Annotated in this window: 14 protein-coding genes and 3 pseudogenes; 8 read left to right on the top strand and 9 right to left on the bottom strand. The window is 62.5% G+C overall.

Annotation, left to right across the window (positions count from 1 at the left end):
• The first annotated feature begins 63 nt into the window (after positions 1-63).
• Positions 64-606, top strand: a complete 543-nt coding sequence (locus tag RW095_RS09180) for a molybdopterin-dependent oxidoreductase (protein ID WP_317018614.1) — start codon at positions 64-66, stop codon at positions 604-606.
• Positions 576-2,426, top strand: coding sequence for an ATP-binding response regulator (locus RW095_RS09175; RefSeq protein ID WP_317018613.1), 1,851 nt, complete (start codon positions 576-578; stop codon positions 2,424-2,426). Before RW095_RS09180 ends, RW095_RS09175 begins: the two co-directional genes overlap by 31 nt.
• A 27-nt stretch (positions 2,427-2,453) precedes the next feature.
• On the opposite strand, the gene RW095_RS09170 is transcribed toward RW095_RS09175, so the two are convergent.
• The 3 genes from RW095_RS09170 to RW095_RS09160 all read right to left on the bottom strand — a co-directional run bounded on the left by RW095_RS09170 (position 2,454) and on the right by RW095_RS09160 (position 5,189).
• Positions 2,454-3,308, bottom strand: a complete 855-nt coding sequence (locus RW095_RS09170) for a helix-turn-helix domain-containing protein (protein WP_317018612.1) — start codon at positions 3,306-3,308, stop codon at positions 2,454-2,456.
• Between the two features lie 283 nt (positions 3,309-3,591).
• Complete coding sequence (locus RW095_RS09165; RefSeq protein WP_317018611.1) at positions 3,592-4,932, bottom strand: type II toxin-antitoxin system HipA family toxin; 1,341 nt, start codon at positions 4,930-4,932, stop codon at positions 3,592-3,594.
• 2 nt (positions 4,933-4,934) lie between these two features.
• A complete protein-coding gene (locus tag RW095_RS09160) occupies positions 4,935-5,189 on the bottom strand; it encodes a helix-turn-helix domain-containing protein (RefSeq protein ID WP_128590615.1) in 255 nt (84 codons plus the stop codon).
• A gap of 269 nt (positions 5,190-5,458) precedes the next feature.
• Between RW095_RS09160 and RW095_RS09155 the strand changes: the two genes are divergently transcribed.
• The 5 genes from RW095_RS09155 to zwf all read left to right on the top strand — a co-directional run bounded on the left by RW095_RS09155 (position 5,459) and on the right by zwf (position 10,819).
• Complete coding sequence (locus tag RW095_RS09155; protein WP_317018610.1) at positions 5,459-6,799, top strand: NAD(P)/FAD-dependent oxidoreductase; 1,341 nt, start codon at positions 5,459-5,461, stop codon at positions 6,797-6,799.
• Positions 6,800-6,847: 48 nt separating this feature from the next.
• The gene (locus RW095_RS09150; protein WP_317018608.1) at positions 6,848-7,480 is read left to right on the top strand and encodes a C39 family peptidase; all 633 of its coding nucleotides are present in this window, start codon (positions 6,848-6,850) and stop codon (positions 7,478-7,480) included.
• A 156-nt stretch (positions 7,481-7,636) separates the two neighbouring features.
• Complete coding sequence (locus RW095_RS09145; protein ID WP_317018607.1) at positions 7,637-7,909, top strand: hypothetical protein; 273 nt, start codon at positions 7,637-7,639, stop codon at positions 7,907-7,909.
• A gap of 195 nt (positions 7,910-8,104) precedes the next feature.
• Positions 8,105-9,040 carry a bifunctional Delta(1)-pyrroline-2-carboxylate/Delta(1)-piperideine-2-carboxylate reductase gene (lhpI, locus tag RW095_RS09140; RefSeq protein WP_317018606.1) on the top strand — a complete coding sequence of 312 codons (936 nt, stop codon included), beginning with the start codon at positions 8,105-8,107 and terminating at the stop codon, positions 9,038-9,040.
• 297 nt (positions 9,041-9,337) lie between these two features.
• Entirely contained in the window at positions 9,338-10,819 is a 1,482-nt protein-coding gene (zwf, locus tag RW095_RS09135; RefSeq protein ID WP_317018604.1) for a glucose-6-phosphate dehydrogenase, read from the top strand.
• 75 nt (positions 10,820-10,894) lie between these two features.
• Here the strand turns inward: zwf and RW095_RS09130 are convergent.
• From RW095_RS09130 to RW095_RS09115, 4 genes and pseudogenes are all read right to left on the bottom strand, one after another.
• A pseudogene (locus tag RW095_RS09130) lies at positions 10,895-11,673 on the bottom strand (DotU family type IV/VI secretion system protein).
• Positions 11,670-13,015: pseudogene (gene tssK / locus RW095_RS09125) on the bottom strand (type VI secretion system baseplate subunit TssK). The pseudogenes RW095_RS09130 and tssK overlap by 4 nt, the downstream one beginning before the upstream one ends.
• 288 nt (positions 13,016-13,303) lie before the next feature.
• Positions 13,304-14,260, bottom strand: coding sequence for a LysR family transcriptional regulator (locus RW095_RS09120; RefSeq protein ID WP_317018603.1), 957 nt, complete (start codon positions 14,258-14,260; stop codon positions 13,304-13,306).
• A gap of 790 nt (positions 14,261-15,050) precedes the next feature.
• Positions 15,051-16,103 carry an NAD(P)-dependent alcohol dehydrogenase gene (locus RW095_RS09115; RefSeq protein ID WP_317018601.1) on the bottom strand — a complete coding sequence of 351 codons (1,053 nt, stop codon included), beginning with the start codon at positions 16,101-16,103 and terminating at the stop codon, positions 15,051-15,053.
• A 341-nt stretch (positions 16,104-16,444) separates the two neighbouring features.
• Between RW095_RS09115 and RW095_RS09110 the strand changes: the two genes are divergently transcribed.
• Positions 16,445-17,434 carry an AraC family transcriptional regulator gene (locus tag RW095_RS09110; RefSeq protein ID WP_317018600.1) on the top strand — a complete coding sequence of 330 codons (990 nt, stop codon included), beginning with the start codon at positions 16,445-16,447 and terminating at the stop codon, positions 17,432-17,434.
• A 21-nt stretch (positions 17,435-17,455) separates the two neighbouring features.
• On the opposite strand, the gene RW095_RS09105 is transcribed toward RW095_RS09110, so the two are convergent.
• Both RW095_RS09105 and RW095_RS09100 read right to left on the bottom strand, forming a co-directional pair.
• Positions 17,456-17,797, bottom strand: a complete 342-nt coding sequence (locus tag RW095_RS09105) for a zinc ribbon domain-containing protein YjdM (protein ID WP_317018598.1) — start codon at positions 17,795-17,797, stop codon at positions 17,456-17,458.
• 91 nt (positions 17,798-17,888) lie between these two features.
• A pseudogene (locus tag RW095_RS09100) lies at positions 17,889-19,366 on the bottom strand (diguanylate cyclase domain-containing protein).
• Positions 19,367-19,534: the final 168 nt, after the last annotated feature.

The following is a 19,534-nucleotide window of genomic DNA, read 5'->3' as shown; positions in this document are numbered from 1 at the left end:
GTTACGGCAAACGCGGGGCGATGCGCCGCAAGAAAAACAACAGACCACGGAATAAAAAAGCAGATGACCAAAGTGACTGCAAGACTGCAACGCAGATTTGGCGCGCAGGCACGCGCGCGGTGGGCAATGGGGTTGATGTTCGCGCTGGCTGCCTGGAGCGTGCAGGCACAGACGGACGCGACGGCGCTCTCGCTCGACGTCTCCGGCAAAATCGGCAAGACGAACGACGCGGCGCACCGTTCCTATCGCTTCGCCGAGGCGCAGCTGCTCGCGTTGCCGGCCCACTCGATCACCACCGCCACGACCTGGACGCCGCGCTCCACCTTCACAGGACCGCTGCTCGCGGATATTCTGAAGACGGTCGGTGCGTACGGCACGCAAGTCGAAATCCGTACGCTCGACGACTACACCTCCACGGTCCCGGTATCGGATTGCGACCGCTACGGCGTGGTGGTGGCGTACAGCATGAACGGCCGGCGCCTGAAGATCAGCGACTTCGGGCCTCTGTTCCTCATCTATCCGCGCGACGCGTTCCCCGATGAACTCGCGGGCGCTTCGGGCGATTCGAAATTCGTATGGCAGATCAAGGCACTCATAGTCAAGTAACGCGCCGTCCGTGGCGCCGGGTTTTTTATGTGCTGATCTGGCTCACTGCGCTCGCCGCGCCCGCGGGCGCGATCGGCTATCTGCTCTACGCGAACCTGCTCAATCCGGGCACGACCGAGTCGCTCACAGGCTCGTACGACGGCTTCTATTGGGACGCGGCGCAACTGCAAATCGCCTACGCGCGCTTCGAGAATCAGCTGTTGCTCTACCAGGCCGGCGTCGATGACGACTATCAGCGGCTCACGTTGCGCTACCAGTTGCTGCAATCGAAACTGCACGTCATGGAAGGCTCCACGCTCAGGCTCACGACGCAAGTCGCGCTGGTGCAACGGCAACTCGACGAAATCCACGCGCTCGACCGCATGCTGACCGGCCTGGCTCCGCAGGTCGCGTCACTGCCGAGCGATCCAGGCGCGGTCAACCGGATCGTCGCGCAATTGCGCCAGCACTGGAACGAAGTGAACGATCTCGCGCTGAGCCGCCGTTTCGCCGATGTCGCCGACCGCGAAGCCATGAACCGCGATTTCATCGACAAACGCCGGCTGCTTTTTGCGGGCGGCATGATCCTGCTGCTGCTGTCCGCTGCGGCGACACTGCTGCTCGTGGTCAACGGCCGGCGTCGCACGCGACTCATGCATCAGCAGCACGCGGCGCTCGAAGCCGAGCACGAGGCGAGCCGCGCGGCGCGCGAGGCGAGCCTCGCGAAAGACGCGTTTCTCGGCATGATCAGTCATGAGCTGCGCACGCCGTTGCATGCGATTGTCTCGTCGATCGAGTTGCTTGGATTCAACTATCACTCGGAAGCCGATCGCAAGGTGATTCAGCGGCTCGAAACCGCGGCGCGGCATCTCGAAGCGCAGATGAAGGACCTGACCGATTACGCGCGCCTCGGCGCGGGCAAGCTCGAACTGCGCCATGAGCATTTCGAGCCGCGCGAACTGCTGGCGTCGATCGTCGACGAACATGCAATGTCCGCCGCCGCGCGAGGGCTGAAGCTCGAGAGCGAGGTGAGCGGCGCGAGCGGGCTCGTCGATTCGGACCCGCACCGCATTCGTCAGATCGTCAATAACCTCGTCACCAACGCGATCCGTTATACGGAACGCGGCTCGGTGCGCGTGAAGCTGATGCAGCGGCCGGCGCTGCTGAGCTTCATAGTGAGCGACACGGGACCTGGCGTGCCGCCGGCGCAGATTCCGCTGATCTTCGAAGAGTTCACGCAGCTGGACAGTTCGCGCACGCGCCGCTTTGAAGGCGCGGGCATGGGACTCGCCATCGTGCAGGGACTCGTGAGGTTGTTTGGCGGCAGTGTCGAAGTGTCGAGCATGGTGGGCGAGGGCACCACTTTCACCGTGACGATTCCTGTTACGCCGGTCGCGCTTGCGCAGCCGCCGGGCGTCACTGCGCAGGCCGAGCCGGGCGGCGCGCGGCCCAGCGTGCTGATCGTCGATGATAACCGGCTGATGCGCGAGTCGCTCAGCGAAATGGTCGCGCATATGGAGTTCGACGCGCACGCGGTCGCCAATGCGGACGATGCTCTCGCGTGGCTCGATGCGCACCGTTGCGATGTCGTGCTGCTCGATCTGCATATGCCCGAGCGCGACGGCTACGCGTTTCTCGCGGATCTGGCTGCGCGCGGCGGGCCGTCGTCGGGCGTGCCGGTGATCGTGGTCAGCGCTTATGCGCCGGAGGCCGGCGCGGGGCAGGACGGCGGGACAGAGAACGGCACGCTGCCGTTCTTCGAGGCGTTATTAAAGCCGGTACATTACGGGGATTTGCGCAACGCATTGCAGCGCGCGCTCGCTTCGCGGCATACCGTCTAAGACAGCGCTGGCCGGTTCAGGACCCGTTCACGGCCGGTTCAGCCGCTTGGACAGATCGGCCACCAGAATCGCCATGCGCGCGGGCTTTTCGTAGCAGGCGACGTCGTAGTTGCGGATCACCTGGCTGATCTCCGATTCGCTCGCCTTGCCGGTCAGCAATTCGCCGGTCAGAACGAAGATCGGCGCATCGGGATTTTCCGACGCGCGCACCGCGCGAATCGCGGCCGCCGAGGTCTGCGAGCCGAACAGCCAGTCGATCACGATGCCGTCGAACACCTGGGTTTGCAACTGTTCGGCGAAAGCCGAAAGGCCGTAGATCGCCACTGCGGTGAAGCCGCTGCGCTCGAGATAATCGCGCAGATTGTCGGCGCTTGCCTGATCGTCGTCGACAACGGCGATGGTCGGCTTGTCCGTTTCCGCGCGGCGCGGATAAATCTCGATCTTGTGGACTTCATAGGCGCTTTGGTAGAGCGCGCCGTCGTGACGCGCGACGCGCCACTGGCCGAGCTTCGAGTACGCGACGAACTCCGGCCGGCTGCCCGGTTCGAGCGCGGCGCCGACCCAGGCGGTGCACGGCAGCTCGATTGCGCCGACGCAGAACATGGCCTCCTGCGCAATCGCGCCGACCATGCCTGGGTCGAGCGATTGAGCGCCGAACAGTTGCGCGGCGGGCTCGCCGTACACCTCGGCGACCTTCTTGATTTGCGACAAGGTCCACGGGCTATTGCCGCGCAGCTTGCGGTGCCCCTGCGAAAAACTCAGATCGAGGATGCGGCAAAGTTCTGTGGTTTGCTGTCGCTTGCCGATTCCATGCCGGCTCATCAACTCGCGCACGCGCTCGGCGACTGCGATGGAGTCTGGTGAGTGTGTTTCGTTGGTCATACTGCGTGAAAATCCGCCGTCTTAAAGGGCTGTGGGGGGCGATACGGCAGGCGTAACGCGGCCGTGCATCATGGACACAGGGCAAAGCAGTACGCGGGGGACAGCAAATGTACCGTAAAAACATCGCGGTCAGGGTTTTTGTAAAGGCGCCGCTTGCCTCTGTCAGAGAAAGCCGGAAATCCGACAGACTTAACGGTCATACTCGCGCACCCATTATGTGTAGCGCGTAAAACACATTTTACCGATGAAACCGGGCTGTATCCACCGAGCGCCCTAGGCGCTGTCAGTTCGCCGGCATCTTTGCGAGTTTCGCGGCCGAGTTCCGCAGGCCCTTGAAGATCCGCTCGGCGACCTTGCCAGGAAATCGTTCGGGTAGTTCCGCCGAGACCTGTTCGATCACGTTCGGCGTCTGCCCGATCAGGTGCTCGATCAGCGGTTCGGCGCTCGCGCCATACGAGCACTTGAGCGCCATTGTGTTGAAGTGGCGCCGCTGCACGTCGCGAAAAGCGTCGTGCTTGCTGCGCGACCACATGCCCATTGCGAGGCGCGCCTTGAACCACGACCATTGGTTAGGGCCGCTGCCTTCCACCGGCCAGATCGACATGACGTCGTAGAGCGGCGTCAGCCGGTATTGGCCGCCCGCCAGCAGGCGAATGCTGAAATTTTTCGCGTGGCCGTCCGGCGCGGCGAGCATCCAGAAGAGAATCTGGCTCGCGAGCAGAGTTTCGATGTCTTGCGCGGCCGCGACCGACTGCTGCAGAACGCGCGCTAGATCGAGCACGCCCGGACCGCCTTCGTTCTCGTACTTGCGATGCGAAGGCACGCCGTACACCTGGCAAAAGTCTTCCTGAGGCAGGCGCAGCAGCCATTGGCCGCTCGAATGCAGTTGCCGGTCGAAACGCTCGACGCTCAGCACGCGTTGCTTGCCAAACGTCACGATTTCCGTGTTCGCTACCGGCAAGCCGTAAGCGCGCAGTATGCGCAGGCACAACCATTCGTTTTCGACCGAGGTGCTCAGATCCGCCAGCTTGTTGCCGACGAGTCCGAGCGGCAGCTTGAAGATATGCGTGGTGGGCGTGGCGCCGTGCGGCCGTTTCCATTGTTCGTCGTGCCACAGCAGCGCGGTTTTCTCCTGTGCCCCGGCGAGCGAAATACGGAAATCGTCGCTTTCCTCTGTTGCGCCGAGCGCGGGGGCGGTGACGGTGCGTGTCAGCATGGTCTCGATTTCGGCATCGGTCAGCGGCGTGCCCTCGATGCGGTCCACGCCCACCGGCGCGTCGTCTTCGGGCAGCAACTGGACGGCGCCCACGCAGTCGCGGCCGATGGCTTGCAGCAGATCGAAGGCGTCCAGTGTTTCGGTCCTGTAGCGCTGAGCGATACGTTTTCTGATGATGTCGCTGTCGGGCAGCAGGTTGTCGAAGTAGTTGAGCACCCGCGGCCCTTTGTGCGCGAGGTTGCCGGGCATGAAAGGCAGCGAGAGCGACAGCGGCCGGCCGGCGGGCGAGCCGATCCATGCGGCGTCGTAAGAAAATTCCATCGGACCGCGGGCCGGAAGGCGCCAGACGCCGACGCGTTCGCCGTTCGCCCAGACGGAAAGCACGCGTGAGTGGGTCGAGCGGGCCATGCTTACCATTCGGTGGAAAGCGCCGGTTCGGACCCCGGCTGGTTCTTGTCACGCAGCTGCAACTGCAACCCATACGCACCGCACAGCGATAGCAACTGCGCGACCGTCAGCGCGGCGGCGTCGGTTTCCCACGCTGAAATGCGGCTTTGACTCACGCCGACACGCGCGGCGGCTTCGGCCTGCGTAAGACCCGCTTGCCGGCGGCTTGCAGCAAGCAGTTGGGCGATTTGATCCGGCGTGGCGATGAGATGCAGCATGGCTAAATATCCGTCAAACGAATAAGTGCATTTTATTCGCCGTGCGAATATTTGGCAAATATTCGCGTGGCGAATATCCGGAAAATATCTGTCATGCGGATATTTGCAATTTATTCGTCGCGCAGATAAACCGCGTCCTGGCTGAACCCGGCGAATCGCCTCGTCGCGGAGCGGCTCCCGCAGCGCTTCGCGCGCCGTTGCCATTGCGGACATTGCGGACAATCGGTTCGCCTGCCAAGATTACGCTCGCACTTAAAACCACTCCGCCGATGACCACGACTTATCCGCTGCACGCCGGCTTCACCGTCGCCGACCAACCGTTTCCCCAACACGCAGACGTGGTGATCGCCGGCGCCGGCATCATGGGTTGCGCAGCAGCCTACTACCTCGCGCGGCGCGGGTTGTCCGCGGTCGTACTCGACAAGTCGCGCATTGCCGGCCAGCAGTCGTCGCGAGCCTGGGGTTTCGTGCGCCAGCAGGGCCGCGAATCCGCCGAAGTCTCGTTGATGATGGCGAGCATACCGTTGTGGGAAACGCTCGAGCGCGAGTTGAACTTCGATCTGGAATGGCGCCAAGGCGGCTGTCTTTACGTGGCGAGCAGCGAAGACGACTGGACGTCGTTCCAGCAATGGATGGACGTCGCGCGAGAACACGGACTCGACACGCGTACGCTCGATCGAAAGCAGATCGATTCGGTAGTGACCGGCATGCAAGGCCCAGCGCTCGGCGGCCTCTATACCCCGAGCGACGGTCAGGCGGAGCCGCGCCGCGCCGCTGCTGCTTTCGCGGCGCGGGCGGGGGAAGCGGGCGCGCTATTTTTCGAAGGCTGCGGCGTGCTCGGCGTGGAGCGCGCGGGCGGCGCGATCGCCGGCGTCGTGACCGAGCGCGGAACCATCCGCACGTCGCGTTTCATTTGCGCGGCGGGCGCGAGTAGCTGGCGTCTTCTGAAAACACTGGGCCTCGAATTGCCGCAGCAGGCGGTGCGCGGCACCTGCATGCGCACGAATCCATTGCCGCCCGTCACCGCGTCCACGTTCTGGGGACATGGCCTCGGCGTGCGGCAACGCGCGAACGGCGCGATCAATCTCGCCGACGACATGCAGGTCGACGTCGACATGACGCTCGGTCATTTCCGTGCGCTGAAATGGTTTGTGCCCGAACTGTGGAGTCAGCGCCAGAAGTTCAGCTTTCATCTGAACGGCGCCTGCTTGCGCGACTTGCGCGACCGTCTGCCGGGCAGCGTGCCGCAGAGCGAGCGCGTGCTGCATCCGCGCGATCCGCATCCGCAACCTAACGTGAGCCACGCGCCCCGCGCGCTTGCCAAACTGCGCTCGCTGTTTCCCGCGCTGAAGGACGCGCAGGTGGTCGAGTCATGGGCGGGTTTAATCGATGTGCTGCCCGACGGGATTCCGGTGATCGACGCCCCGCCGCAGGTCAGCGGTCTCACGATCGCCACGGGCTTTTGCGGCCATGGTTTCGCCATGGGACCTATCGTCGGCAAGATGCTTGCGGAAATTAACGACGGCGGTCAGGCGTCGCTGGACCTGTCGGCATTTCGCCTGCAGCGTTTTTTCGACGGCACCATGCAGCGGCCTCGCAGCATGTTGTAAACGCGTCTGCCGTTTTCACGTCCCACACTTTGCATTCATCGCGTCAGCATGAACGAACCGACCCTGCGCCACGCCGGCGTGCCGTATCACACGCAATGGGGCAGCCCCGAATGGGTTCGCCATATCGTCGAGCAGAACGGCGATCCTTGCGACGACCCCGGCTGGCAGAAAAGCGGCTTCTCGGACCCGGAACGCTACCGCTTCTGGGCCAAACGCCTGTGCGGTCTGACGTGCCTCGAATCGGCACTCGACTACTGGCGTATCGAACACCCTCCGCGCGCCGCGCTGCTTGACGAAGCGCTCGCGCACGGCGTGTATCGAATCAGGGACGACGGCGGCGTCGACGGTCTTATCTATCACCCGTTTGCGGCGTGGGTGCAGCGGGCGTTCGGGGTACGCGTCGACGTGTTGTCACAGGCTACGCTCGAAGAGATCGCCTCGCGCCTGAATTCGCGGACGCTCGCCATTGTCTCCGTCAGCCCTGAGATTCGCTATCCGGAGCGGCCCAATCAGCGCCAGGGCGGGCATCTGATTCTGCTTCATGGACGCGACGCGAACGGCGTGTGGTTCCACAATCCATCGGGAATCGGGCCGCAACAGGCCGACGTCTACCTGCCGTTCGCGACGATGACGCGGTTTTACGCCGGCCGCGGCATGGTGCTTGGTTTAGGTGACGGCTGACGGCTGACGGCTGAGGGCGAGGGCTGAGCAGCGAGCGCGGCAAGGCGGTGTGGCACGCACAACCGGCACAACCGTCCCCATCACGCCGCGCCGCAGTTGATCGGGCCCGTTTTCTGCTGTTACGCGCTGTATCGACATTGCGATACAGGACCCGACATGACTCGAATCCACACCCTGCTCCCCGCGAGCCTCTTAGCACTCGGCGCACTCAGCGCCGGTACCGCGGCGCATGCCGCGACGCACGACGAGCAGGCCAAGGCCTGTCGCGGCGACGCGATGCACTTTTGCGCCGCGGACATTCCCAACAAAGCGAAAATCACGGCCTGCATGAAGCAGCACATCGACGAACTCAGCCCGCCGTGCCGCGCAATGTTCAAAGGCGGCAAAAAGTCCGGCGACAGCAGCGGGAATTCGGGCGCCGCGCAGTGAGTCCGCTGTGAGCGAGCAGGACATGCGCGACACCTGAGACACGCGCGGAGTTGCAGCGCCGTCATGCTTGGCGTCATGGCTAGCTTCGCGGCTACCCGTCATTGCCACCGCCTTCACAAGAGATCGTATTGCGCGCTCGGGAGGCGGCGAGGCGTCGTAGAATCGCCTGTCTCCACCGCGACCAGACATCCGCTCATGACCCGTCCGACCACGCAGATTTTCGACGCCGCCGCCACCGCGCGGCTCACACCGTATGCCGCACTCGTCGACGCGTTAAAGAGCGCGAGCATCGAGTACGCGCAGCAACGGATAACGAGTCCTGAGCGGCTTGTCGTGCCGCTGAACCAAGGCGGCATTTTGCTGTCGATGCCGGCAACCGCGCCCGATCTCGCAATCCACAAGCTCGTCAACGTGTGTCCCGGCAACGGGTCCCGCGGCTTGCCGACGATCCACGGCCAGGTGATGGCGTTCGACGCCGACACCGGCGAGACGCTGTTCATCCTCGACGGCCCCACGGTGACGGGCCGCCGTACCGCTGCCATGTCGATGCTCGGCGTCCGGACGTTTGCCGCGGCCACGCCCCGCGAGTTTTTGTTGATCGGCACCGGCACGCAGGCGCTCAATCATCTGGAAGCGATAGGAGAGCTCTACCCCGACGCCCGCGTGTGGGTGAAGGGCAGTGCGCCGGCGCGCGCCGAAGCGTTTTGCGCCGCGCATCGCGGCAAGGCCTTCGAGGTCAGGCCGCTTGCGGCCCCGGACGCAGCGCTGCCCGAGTCGGTCAACACGGTCATTGCGCTGACCACGAGCCGGCAACCCGTCTATGACGAAGCCCCGCGCGCGAGCCGCCTCGTGATCGGCGTCGGCGCGTTCACGCCCGAGATGGTCGAAATCGGCGCGCGGACGATCGTGGACAGCGCGCTTTTCGTCGACGACGAGGCCGGAGCGAAACACGAAGCCGGCGATTTCATCCAGGCAGGCGTGGATTGGAGCGACGTTCGGGGCATCGCGGCAGTGCTGGATAACTCCGTGCCGTTGGAGGCGCAAACGCCGATCGTTTTCAAAAGCGTCGGCTGTGCCGCGTGGGATCTGGCGGCGTGCCGGGTTGCGCGCGAGGCTTTGTCTGGCGGCTGAGCCAGGTACGCCGACGCCCACTCAGCCCCCACAACGCCCATCGCGTCCAGCCCAATAAGAAAACCCCGTCGAAACAGAGGCTTCCCGAGCCCGTTGGCATATTGCGCCACCCTGCGGCGCATGTTGCCGTGCAAACAATCGCAAAACGTTGCACCATAGGCGTTTGCCAGAAAAATGTGCCGATCAGCGTGCCACGAGGCCGCGCATCCGCTTTTTCTGCCTTTGCCCCAGGCCCCGGCTCCAATGGTCCGTTGGCTCCTGGCAACGCCTTCTTTCTCACGACGCTGCGACCGCGCTATGACGACCCAACACGCTTCTGCGACTCCCGACCTTCCGCTCGACATGATCATCTTCGGCGGCACCGGCGACCTGTCGTTTCGCAAGCTGCTCCCCGCGCTGTACATGGCGCATCTGCACTGCAACCTGCCGCCGGAGACGCGCATCCTCACGATCGGGCGCAAGCCGTGGTCGCGCGAAGAGTACATCAACGAGTTCATGGAGCAGAAGGCCAAGCCCTTCATCGAAAAGAAAGCATTCGATGCCGCCGCGTGGGACAAATTTCTCGCGCTGTTCGAATACGTGCGCATGGACGTCGACTCGGCCGAAGACTATCAGCGGCTGAAGGAAGCGTCGCGCGAAGGCGTGCGCCGCGTGTTCTATCTCGCGACGTCGCCCGATCTGTTCATGACCATTTGCGAGAACCTCTCTGGGGCGGGGCTGGTGGACGACAACTCGCGCGTCGTGCTCGAAAAGCCGCTCGGCCACGATCTGGCGTCCGCGCAGGAGATCAACACGGCGGTCGGCAAGCATTTCAGCGAAGCGCAGATCTACCGGATCGACCACTACCTCGGCAAGGAAACCGTGCAGAACCTGATGGTGCTGCGCTTCGGCAATCCGATTTTCGGCCCGCTGTGGCAGGCGCCCTATATCAAGCGCGTGCAGATCACGGTGGCCGAAACGGTCGGCGTGGGCAGCCGCGCCGGCTTCTACGACAAAACCGGCGCGTTGCGCGACATGGTGCAGAACCACCTGCTGCAACTGCTGTGCATCGTCGCGATGGAGCCGCCTGTGTCGCTCGACCCGGACGCGGTCCGCGACGAAAAGCTCAAGGTGCTGCGCTCGTTGCGGCCCATGACGCCCGAGGACATCGCCCGCGATACCGTGCGCGGCCAGTACACCGCGGGCGCGGTGGACGGCGAGGCGGTGAAGGGCTATCTCCAGGAAGACAACGTGCCGGCGGGAAGCCGCGCGGAGACGTTCGTCGCGTTGCGCGCACATATCAACAACTGGCGCTGGGCCAACGTGCCGTTCTTCCTGCGTACCGGCAAACGCATGCAGAAAAAGGTGTCGGAGATCGTCATCGAATTCTCCGAACTGCCGTTCTCGATCATTCCGAGCGGCGGACGCAACTACGGCAACCGTCTCGTGATCCAGTTGCAGCCGGAAGAGTCGATCCAGTTGCAAATGCTCGCGAAGGAACCGGGCAGCGGCATGCACATGCTGCCGGTGAATCTGAACCTCGACTTGCAGCAGGCGTTCACCGAGCGTCGCGCGGAAGCCTACGAGCGTCTGTTGATCGACGTGATTCGCGGACGCCTCACCCACTTCATGCGCCGCGACGAACTGGAAGCTGCGTGGGCCTGGGCCGAGCCGATTCTCGAAGGCTGGGCGAAGTCGGGCGAGCGGCCCCGTAACTACACCGCCGGCACATTCGGACCGGCTGCGTCTACGGCGCTGATGGCGCGCGAGAATGCGGTGTGGGCGGAGGAGTCGCAGTAAGCGGTATGGTCTGTCGCGCAATGAAAAACGGCCCGCTCAATCCACGCGGGCCGTTTTACTTGTATCGCCCTGACCTCAGGGCAACGAGATCGTTAGCGTGGCCGATTGCGGCCCCAGCTTGACCACCTGCGAATAGGGCGCCAACGTGCGCAAGGTCTGATCGCGCAAATACGTGTTCAGGCCAAGATAAGCCAGCAGTCCCACCAGCGCGAACACCGCGCCGATCGACCACAACGGCACTTCGCGCTTCAGACGGTGCGCGACCTGATCGGGCAACGGCCAATGCGGTGCGAACGGCGCACGCTTGCCCTTCATGTGCGCGATTTCGTCGCCGATGCGCGCGGTCAGATACGCAAGCTTCTCCGGCCCTTCCAGCAAGTACTTGCCTTGAAAGCCGAGCAACAGGCACATGTGGAACACCTCGCGCGATTGCAGACGGGCCGCGCCTTGCGCGCGGCATTCCTCGAGATACTGGAAGAATTTTTCGCCCGCGAGCTGCTCGCCGAACAGCACCAGTTGCAGCGGCCGCCGCTCCCATTCCGTGCGAATCTTGAACGTGGACGACAACACCGACTCGTCTATCGCCGCGCAGAACGCAAACTTCGACGCGTAGACGTCTTCTGCGGAGGCATTGAGCTTTTTCGCGCCGCGCTCGAAGTCGCCGAGAAACTGCTGAATGCGCTGGCTGAATTCGTGCGCTTCGCCAGGCTCGCGGCCGTTTTTCAACAGGAACAGCATGAAGAAGCCGTCGTACAGCAGTCGAGTAGCGAACGGACCTGATAGCTCGTCTCGGCCGCTGGCGCGGGCGTCGCGGCTGGCGTGCTGCCGCCGAAAAGTGAAGGCGCGTAGCTCATGATGTGACCGCGATGAGTTCAAGTTGAAGATCGTTGATGCCCGAGGGCGCATAGATCATTGCCGATTGCGCTTGCAACATGCGCTCATACAGCGCGCCGCGCGGCTCGAAGGAGAAATAGCATGCGCCCGGCCGCGCCGGAATCGCAGGTGGCACCTGCGGCGTGTAGACGAGCCGCACGCCAGGCATGGCCGAGAGCACGAGCTTGTCGACGTCGTCAGGCGCGCCGACCTTGAAGCGCGGCGGCACCGCTTCGACCAGTTCGGCGGTGGGCATGTCGGCGGATACGGCAATGTAGAAAAGCGTCTTGTCGTCGATCTTGCCGGAGTCGAGCCGACCCGCATGGAACGACGGACGCACTTCTTCGAGCGCGATCGCGAAGTAGCGTGTGGAGATCACGGTTTCCAGCAGATCGCGCAGGATCATATCGAGCCGGGCAAAGCCGGGGCCCGGGTCGTCGTGACGATAAGCCGGCAGGTCGGACAGCGCGTAGCCCTTGGAAAACGTCATCAACTGGCCGGCGAGGCGCAGCAACTCCTGAAAGAGCCGCTCCGGATGCAGCGCCGAATGCTGATACAGATGAGCGAGCGACGCGAACGCCGCGCTCGCCGTGTGCAGCAGCCAGAACGAGGCAATGTCCCCCGAACGGAACTCGATGATGTTCTTGGTCGGTTTGCGGTGAAAGCCGTACAGCGCGTTGACCTTGGCCTGCAGCGCGTCGATTAGCTGGCGCAGCCGCTGATGCAGAACCGGCGAAGCGTCGATTGCGAGGCACGGCGGCACGAAGCTGTCGTCGATTTCAAAGCCCGACGTGGCCGTGCGGCGCACGGGCACGAGCGGCACCGAAAGCAGTTGATCGCGCGGCTCGCTGTGCGCGATCAGCTTGACGCTCGTTTTGAGGAAGGTGATGTCGGCTTCGGCGGCGTCGGTGAAATGATCGGCGACGGGCGTCTGCTCACTGACGTAGCGCGCCACGAAGCCCGCGTTGCTGTCGTGCGAATAGTTGGCGCCCGTTTCGCGCAACGGATGCAGCGCGAGATAAAACGTAAATTCGTTGATGCCGTCGGGTAACGTGTCCAACGCGATGGCCGGCGGCAGGTCGTCCGCTTGTGGCGCCGAATACAGCGCGCCGTCGGGAAACACCAGCGAAAGTTCGCTCACGCGCAGCACATTGCTGCCAAGTGCGTCACGGTCGAAGCGCGCCGAACGCACGCCCCAGTTGTACGGCTGGATAGCCTGAATGGATTCGAACAGGCGCGCCTCGTGATAGGCGTCCTGACGCTGAAAATGCTGCGGCCTCAGAAACAGGCCTTCCCCCAGAGCACTTTTGCGGAATAACTCATCTCAAACCTGTTATATGGGTTCAGCGTGCGGCGCGCCCGCAATAAGCCGATTCGGGCGCCGCATTGTTAATTCTCTGGAAAATGTTAAATCTCGTTGTCCCCGCATCTTTCGCGGCATGTTTTAACCGCAGCTAACCGCGGAAAGCATATTCAGCGGCTGCGCGGGCAATCGCTTCGACAACCATAACTTCTTCAATTTCTATGTGGACCTGCTGACCCGGCCGGTGCCGCTGCCAGGCTGATCGGATTGTGACTCGTGTACTGCTGCGAGGCTGCATCGAATCCGCTTCACGCGGGATGCAAGCCACGCAGCAATTGACGCACGCGCGAAAGGTCCTGATCGACATGCTCGGCGTTTTCGAACAACTCCGCGAGCCAATCCACGAATGCGCGCACGCGCGGCGACACACGGCGATTCTTCAGATAGGCGACCGAGACAGGCATTGGCACAGGCTTCCATTGCGGAAGTACTTCGCGCAATAGCCCTGAGTCGAGGTACGGTTGCGCGGCGATCCGGGCGGGTTGAATGAGTCCGTGGCCTTGCAGTCCGCAGGTGAGATACGCCTGCTCGTCGCTGACCTTCACGAAGCCATTCACTTTAACGCTTTGTGCTTCGCCGTCCACTTCGAAATCGAAAGCGACTTCGCGGCCGTTATGCGGCGACATGCAATTAACCGCGACGTGCCCGCGCAGGTCGTCGAGGTCGGTGGGCGTGCCGTATCGCGCGAGATAATCCGGGCTCGCGCAGGTCACATGCTCGAGCGTGCCGAGATGCCGCGCGACGAGATTCGAGTCGGGCAATTCACCGAGCTGGATGCTGCAGTCGATTGCTTCGGACACCAGATCCACCGTACGGTTGCTGACGCCCACGGCGAGGTCCAGGTTGGGATAGCGCGTATGGAAGTCGTCGAGCGCAGGCAGCACGATCGCGCTTGCCACCGAGCCGGGCATTTCGATGCGCAGGCGGCCGGTGAGGTTATCGGTGGCGTGCCGGATGCTGGCTTCCATTTCGTCGATATCGGCGAGGATTTGCGCACAGCGTTCGTAATAGGCGGCGCCTTCCGGAGTGACGCTGAGCCGCCGCGTGGTGCGTGCGAGCAACTGCGTGCCGAGCAGGGCTTCCAGATTCTGGACGATGGTAGTCGCCGACGCGCGCGGAATGTCCAGCGATTCCGCTGCGCGGGTGAAGCTGTTCGTGTCCACGATCCGGATGAAAGTGCGCATGGCGGTTATTCTGTCTATCATTCGGTGCCTCTCGTTTGGGTTGGCTTTTTTGCCTGTGCGGCCGGCTTGTTTGGGTGCTTGATTAACTTCGCTAGGGTTATGTTTTGGGGCCTTTGGCCTTTCCTTGATTTCACGGCGGTCTATTAGCGTTGCCCCTGTGCGGGGCAGCACTTACTTTCTTTGCCGCCGCAAAGAAAGTAAGCAAAGAAAGCGGGCTCACACCGCTAGCTCATAAGTGGGCGCCGTGGCTTGCAACCGGTAGTGGTGCATCTGGAATCTGTGCTTTCGCACACTCCGCGCCAGTGACAAAGCAGTCATTCTTCCGGCGGCGCTTCGCGCGCCGTGGCGGTAGTTCGTAGAAACCGTTGGTACATTTGTGCTTCAGGCAATCAAGCCGCGCCCGAGAGTTTTCGACCGGAGCACCGCCTAAGGCGGCACCCGCCGCAACAACGAAGCGCGGTGTTCGATTTACCTTTCCGGCGAGCGCGCCGCGCGAGGCGGGAAGCATGACTGCCTTGTCACGAGTGCGGAATGTGCGAGAGCACGGGTTCCAGATGCACCACTGCCCGTTCTGAGCCAGGGGACTCACTTATGAACTAGCGGTGTGAGCCGCTTTCTTTGCCTACTTTCTTTGCGGCGGCAAAGAAAGTAGGTGCCGCCCCGCACAGGGGCAACGCTAATAGACCGCCGTGAAATCAAGGAAAGGCCAAAGGTCCCAGGCAGAAACAGAACTCCAAACCACAAAAGCCCAAAAAACAGTCCACCGCCCGCAGGCGCGAAAAACAACCGCGCCGCAGGCAGAAAACCGCAATCACTTCCGCAAAGAATCGAGATCGATCACAAACCGATACTTGACGTCGCTCTTCAGCATCCGCTCATAAGCCTCATTAATCTTCTGCATCGGGATAACTTCGATATCCGAAGTGATTCCATGCTCACCGCAGAAATCTAGCATCTCCTGCGTCTCGGCAATCCCGCCGATCAGCGAACCTGCCAGCCGGCGGCGCTTCATAATGAGGTTGAACACTTGCGGCGACGGATGATCGTGCTCCGGCGCGCCCACCAGCGTCATCGTTCCGTCGCGTTTGAGCAGGTTAAGGAACGGGTTCAGATCGTGCGGCGCAGCCACCGTATTCACAATCAGATCGAAGCTGTTCGCATGCGCTTCCATTTCTTGCGCGTTCTTCGAGATCACCACCTCGTGCGCGCCCAGCCGCTTCGCGTCCTCGATCTTCGACGGCGACGTCGTGAACAGCACGACATGCGCGCCCATCGCACGCGCCAGCTTCACGCCCATGTGACCCAAACCGCCGAGGCCGACAATGCCGACCTTCTTGCCGGGGCCGGCGCCCCATGTGCGCAGCGGCGAATACGTCGTGATGCCCGCGCACAACAACGGCGCGACGCCGGCAGGATCGAGATTTTTGGGCACACGCAGCGTGAATTCTTCGTCGACGACGAGTTGCGTCGAATAACCGCCGTACGTAATCTGTCCGTCGACTCGGTCCACGCCGTTATAGGTACCGACGAAACCGTTCTCGCAATACTGCTCGAGCCCTTCGGCGCAACTTACGCAAGTGCGGCACGAGTCGACCAGGCATCCGACGCCTACGAGATCACCCGCCTTGTACTTCGTGACGTCCGGTCCCACTGCGGTGACGCGGCCGACGATCTCATGACCGGGCACCACTGGGAATACGGTGTTCTTCCATTCGTTGCGGGCCTGATGCAGGTCGGAGTGACACACGCCGCAATACAAGACTTCCATCTGCACGTCATGCGCGCGCAGTTCGCGGCGCTGGATTTCAAACGGGGCGAGCGGCGCGCTGGCGTCGGTCGCGGCATAGGCATATGTCGTGCTCATGGGTAGCTCCAGCAAAAGAGGGTGAATGTTGCAAGGCGCCGGCGATGGCGATACATGTCGCCGATGCGGCCAGTTCATGCGAATGTTTCGGATCAGAGCGTCAAACCACCGCGCGGATCGCAACGCCCGCATGGGTGGCGGGTCATCGACGGGAACTGCCGACCAGACCGGGGCGCAGCGCGGAAAGGATGTTCCGGCAGGGTTCCCATAGTAGGAGCCCGCGGCCAGTCAGTGAATACCTGAATGTCTTGAAGATTTGCCTAAAACTCCTGGAGAAGAGCGCGGCAGGCTGATTGGTGTTAAATTTCAAGCATTATTCTCTTGCACGTCACTATATCGTCATGTCGCAGCACTCGTCCGAACTGTCGTCACCTATAGCCGAACTTGCAGCGGCCGACGCCGCGCAGCAGCGCCTGATCGAAGTATTCGACAAGCTCGCGCCGAAGCCGGGCATGACGCGTTCGAGCCTGGAAGGCGTGAATCTGATGCGCGCCAACAACCCGCTGCCGCGCATGCCGGTCATGTACGAGCCGAGCATCGTAATCGTGTGCCAGGGGCGCAAGCGCGGCTATCTCGGCGACCAGGTGTTCCAGTACGACGCGCAGCAATATCTCGTGCTGTCCGTGCCGCTGCCGTTCGAATGCGAGACCGAGGCGAGCGTTGATGAGCCGTTCCTCGGCATCTCCATCCGGGTCGATCTGACCATGGTGGCCGAGTTGCTGATGGCGCTCAACGAAACCCAGGGCGCCGCGAAGAACGAACCGCTCGGCATCTACTCGACGCCGCTCGATTCCGCTTTGAGCAGCGCGGTGCAGCGTCTGCTGGACGCGCTTGTGTCGCCGCTCGACGCGCGCATTCTTGCGCCCAGCATCGTGCGCGAAATCTGTTATCGGGTGTTGACCGGCGAGCAGGGCGACGCGATTCGCGCGGCGCTCACGCATCAGAATCACTTTGGCCGCGTTGCAAAGGCGCTGCGCCGCATCCACGCCGATTATGACGGCGCGCTCGACGTCGATACACTCGCTGCCGAAGCCGGTATGAGCCTCGCTGTTTTTCACGCGCAATTCAAGGCGGTGACAGCGACTTCGCCGATGCAATACGTAAAGACCACACGTTTGCATCACGCGCGTTTGTTGATGGTGCAAGACGGTTTGAATGCGGGCGCGGCAGCGGCGCGCGTAGGTTATGAAAGCGCCTCGCAATTCAGCCGCGAATTCAAGCGCCTTTTTGGCTTGAGTCCCGTAGACGAAGTAAAGCGCATGCGGGCAATCTACGACTCACCGTCGCCGCGAATCGTGAAGCCGGTCTCGCGCTATGTCACTGCCGTGTGAGCGCGCTTTCTCACACCTTGCTCACACCTTCTTCAGATACGCCGCCTTCAACATGAAATTGCCGGCGTCCATTTTGCAGTCCACCTCATGATCGCCGCCGACGAGCCGAATGCTCTTCACTTTCGTGCCCATCTTCAGTGTGATCGACGAGCCCTTCACTTTGAGATCCTTGATCAGCACCACGGCATCGCCGTCGGCGAGCGCATTGCCGTTGGCGTCCTTGATCACGCGTTCGTCTGACTCGTCAGCGGATGTGGCGGCGGCGATTGGCCACTCGTGCGCGCAGTCCGGACAGACATAGTTCTCGCCGTCCGGGTAAGTGTTTTCCATTGCGCATTGGGGGCAGGCGGGAATTGTCGACATGATTCTTTTCTTTTCAGAAGGCGCGGTGCGCCGCGGATCGGTTGAGGGGCGGGCGAGTATAGCCGACCCCTGCGTCGCGCTATCCCGCTTTTTAGACGCCGCTGGCGTTCACACCGGGCCGCAGTTCGTAGTGCGAGCGTTTTTCTTCGTACATCAGCAAATCCGCGCGCTGCACGCCGGCTTCGAGGCGGTCTCCGCGTTGGCAGGTCGCGGCTCCCATCGAAAAGCTCAGCGGCGAGCCCGGATAGAACTGGTTGTTCATTTCGACGAGTTGGCGAATCGCGTCGATCATCGCCACGCCGCCGCGCTCGTCGGTGTTCGGCATCAGGACCGCGAACTCGTCCCCGCCGATGCGCGCGGCCTGGAACGGCGACTCCATGGCTTTCGCCAGCACTTCGCCTGCGCGGCGCAGCAGCGCATCGCCGGCAGCGTGGCCGAGCTGGTCGTTCACGCGTTTCAAGCCGTTCAGATCGGCCATGATGATGGTGACGGGCCACGGACCTTTGCGCTCGAGCCGGTTCAGTTCGTCCACATAGAACGAACGATTGCGCAGCTTGGTGAGCACGTCGTGCTTGCCGAGAAATTCGAGGTACGCTTCGGCCTTCTTGCGTGCGGTGATATCGGTCAGAGCGACGAGCACGAGGTCCCAGTTCTTTTCGTGGCCAGGCAGCACCGAGAATTGCAGATGCACGTGCACCTCGCTGCCGTCGAGCGCATAGTTGAGCACCTCGCGCTGCTGGAACTGTTTGCCTTCCCACAGGTCGAGTAACTGCTCGCGGAAATGCGGGCCCATGTCGTCGCGGAACACTTCCGGCAGGCGGGCGAGCAGCGTTTTTTTGTCCGGCGCGGCGAACATTTCGAGCGTGTGCCAGTTCACGTCGAGCACGTGAATCTCCTGCATGCAGCGCTCGACGAACTCCGGATGTACGTCTGTAAACACACGGAAATCGCTAATGCCGGCCGCGCGCGCCTGATCGAGCAGATGCTTGACCGCGCTGAAATCTTCGACCCATAGCGATACCGGCGAATGTTCGAACAAGCCACGCGCATATTCCTCGGCGAGCGTCACGCGATGCCGCGCACCCTCCAGTTCGGTGATGTCTTCCACCGACACCAGCACGCGGTCCCAGCGCTCCTCGTGACCCGGCAGCACGGAGCCCTTGAGCAGCACGTCGAGGCGCCGTCCACCGAGCGTGTAGTTCACGGTCTGGCTCGTGAAGTGCGCTTGCCCGGCCCACAACTGACACAGTTCCTCCAGGTGCGTCTTGAGCATGTCGTCGCGGAACACAGTGGCAAGGTTGTCGTTGAGCGTGTCGAAATCAGCGGCCTCGAACTGCGTCAGCGTCTTCTGATTCACCTTGATGACGGAATGCTACGTGCGCATTCGGCGATCCGTTCGGGCGCATCCGCGAAGTGCGCGCGCAGGTCGGTCACGCCTTCGGCGCGCCATGCGTCAAACAGATCGCGCACGCCGCTGAAATCTTCGACCCATAGCGAGACGGGCGCGAGGTCGAACATTTTCGAATCGTCGTTGGCGGGCTTAGGGGCGCCTGGCAGAGTATCCAGCATGAGGTTCTCTTAGCGGAAAGTGCGGCTATTTTACGGCCCCTTAAAAGCCGCCTAAAAACAAACGGCTTTCATCGGCTTGCAGCACGGCTTCGCGTCAGCACGCATTTTTCGGTCTTGCTACACTCGATTTCACGCGTTTCGTCCGCCAACCTGCAAACACGCCACGAA

This window comes from Paraburkholderia kirstenboschensis (assembly GCF_032806925.1).
GTDB lineage: Bacteria > Pseudomonadota > Gammaproteobacteria > Burkholderiales > Burkholderiaceae > Paraburkholderia > Paraburkholderia kirstenboschensis.
Note: the sequence above shows the minus strand (reverse complement) of the source record. Positions and strands in the feature narration are given on the sequence as shown.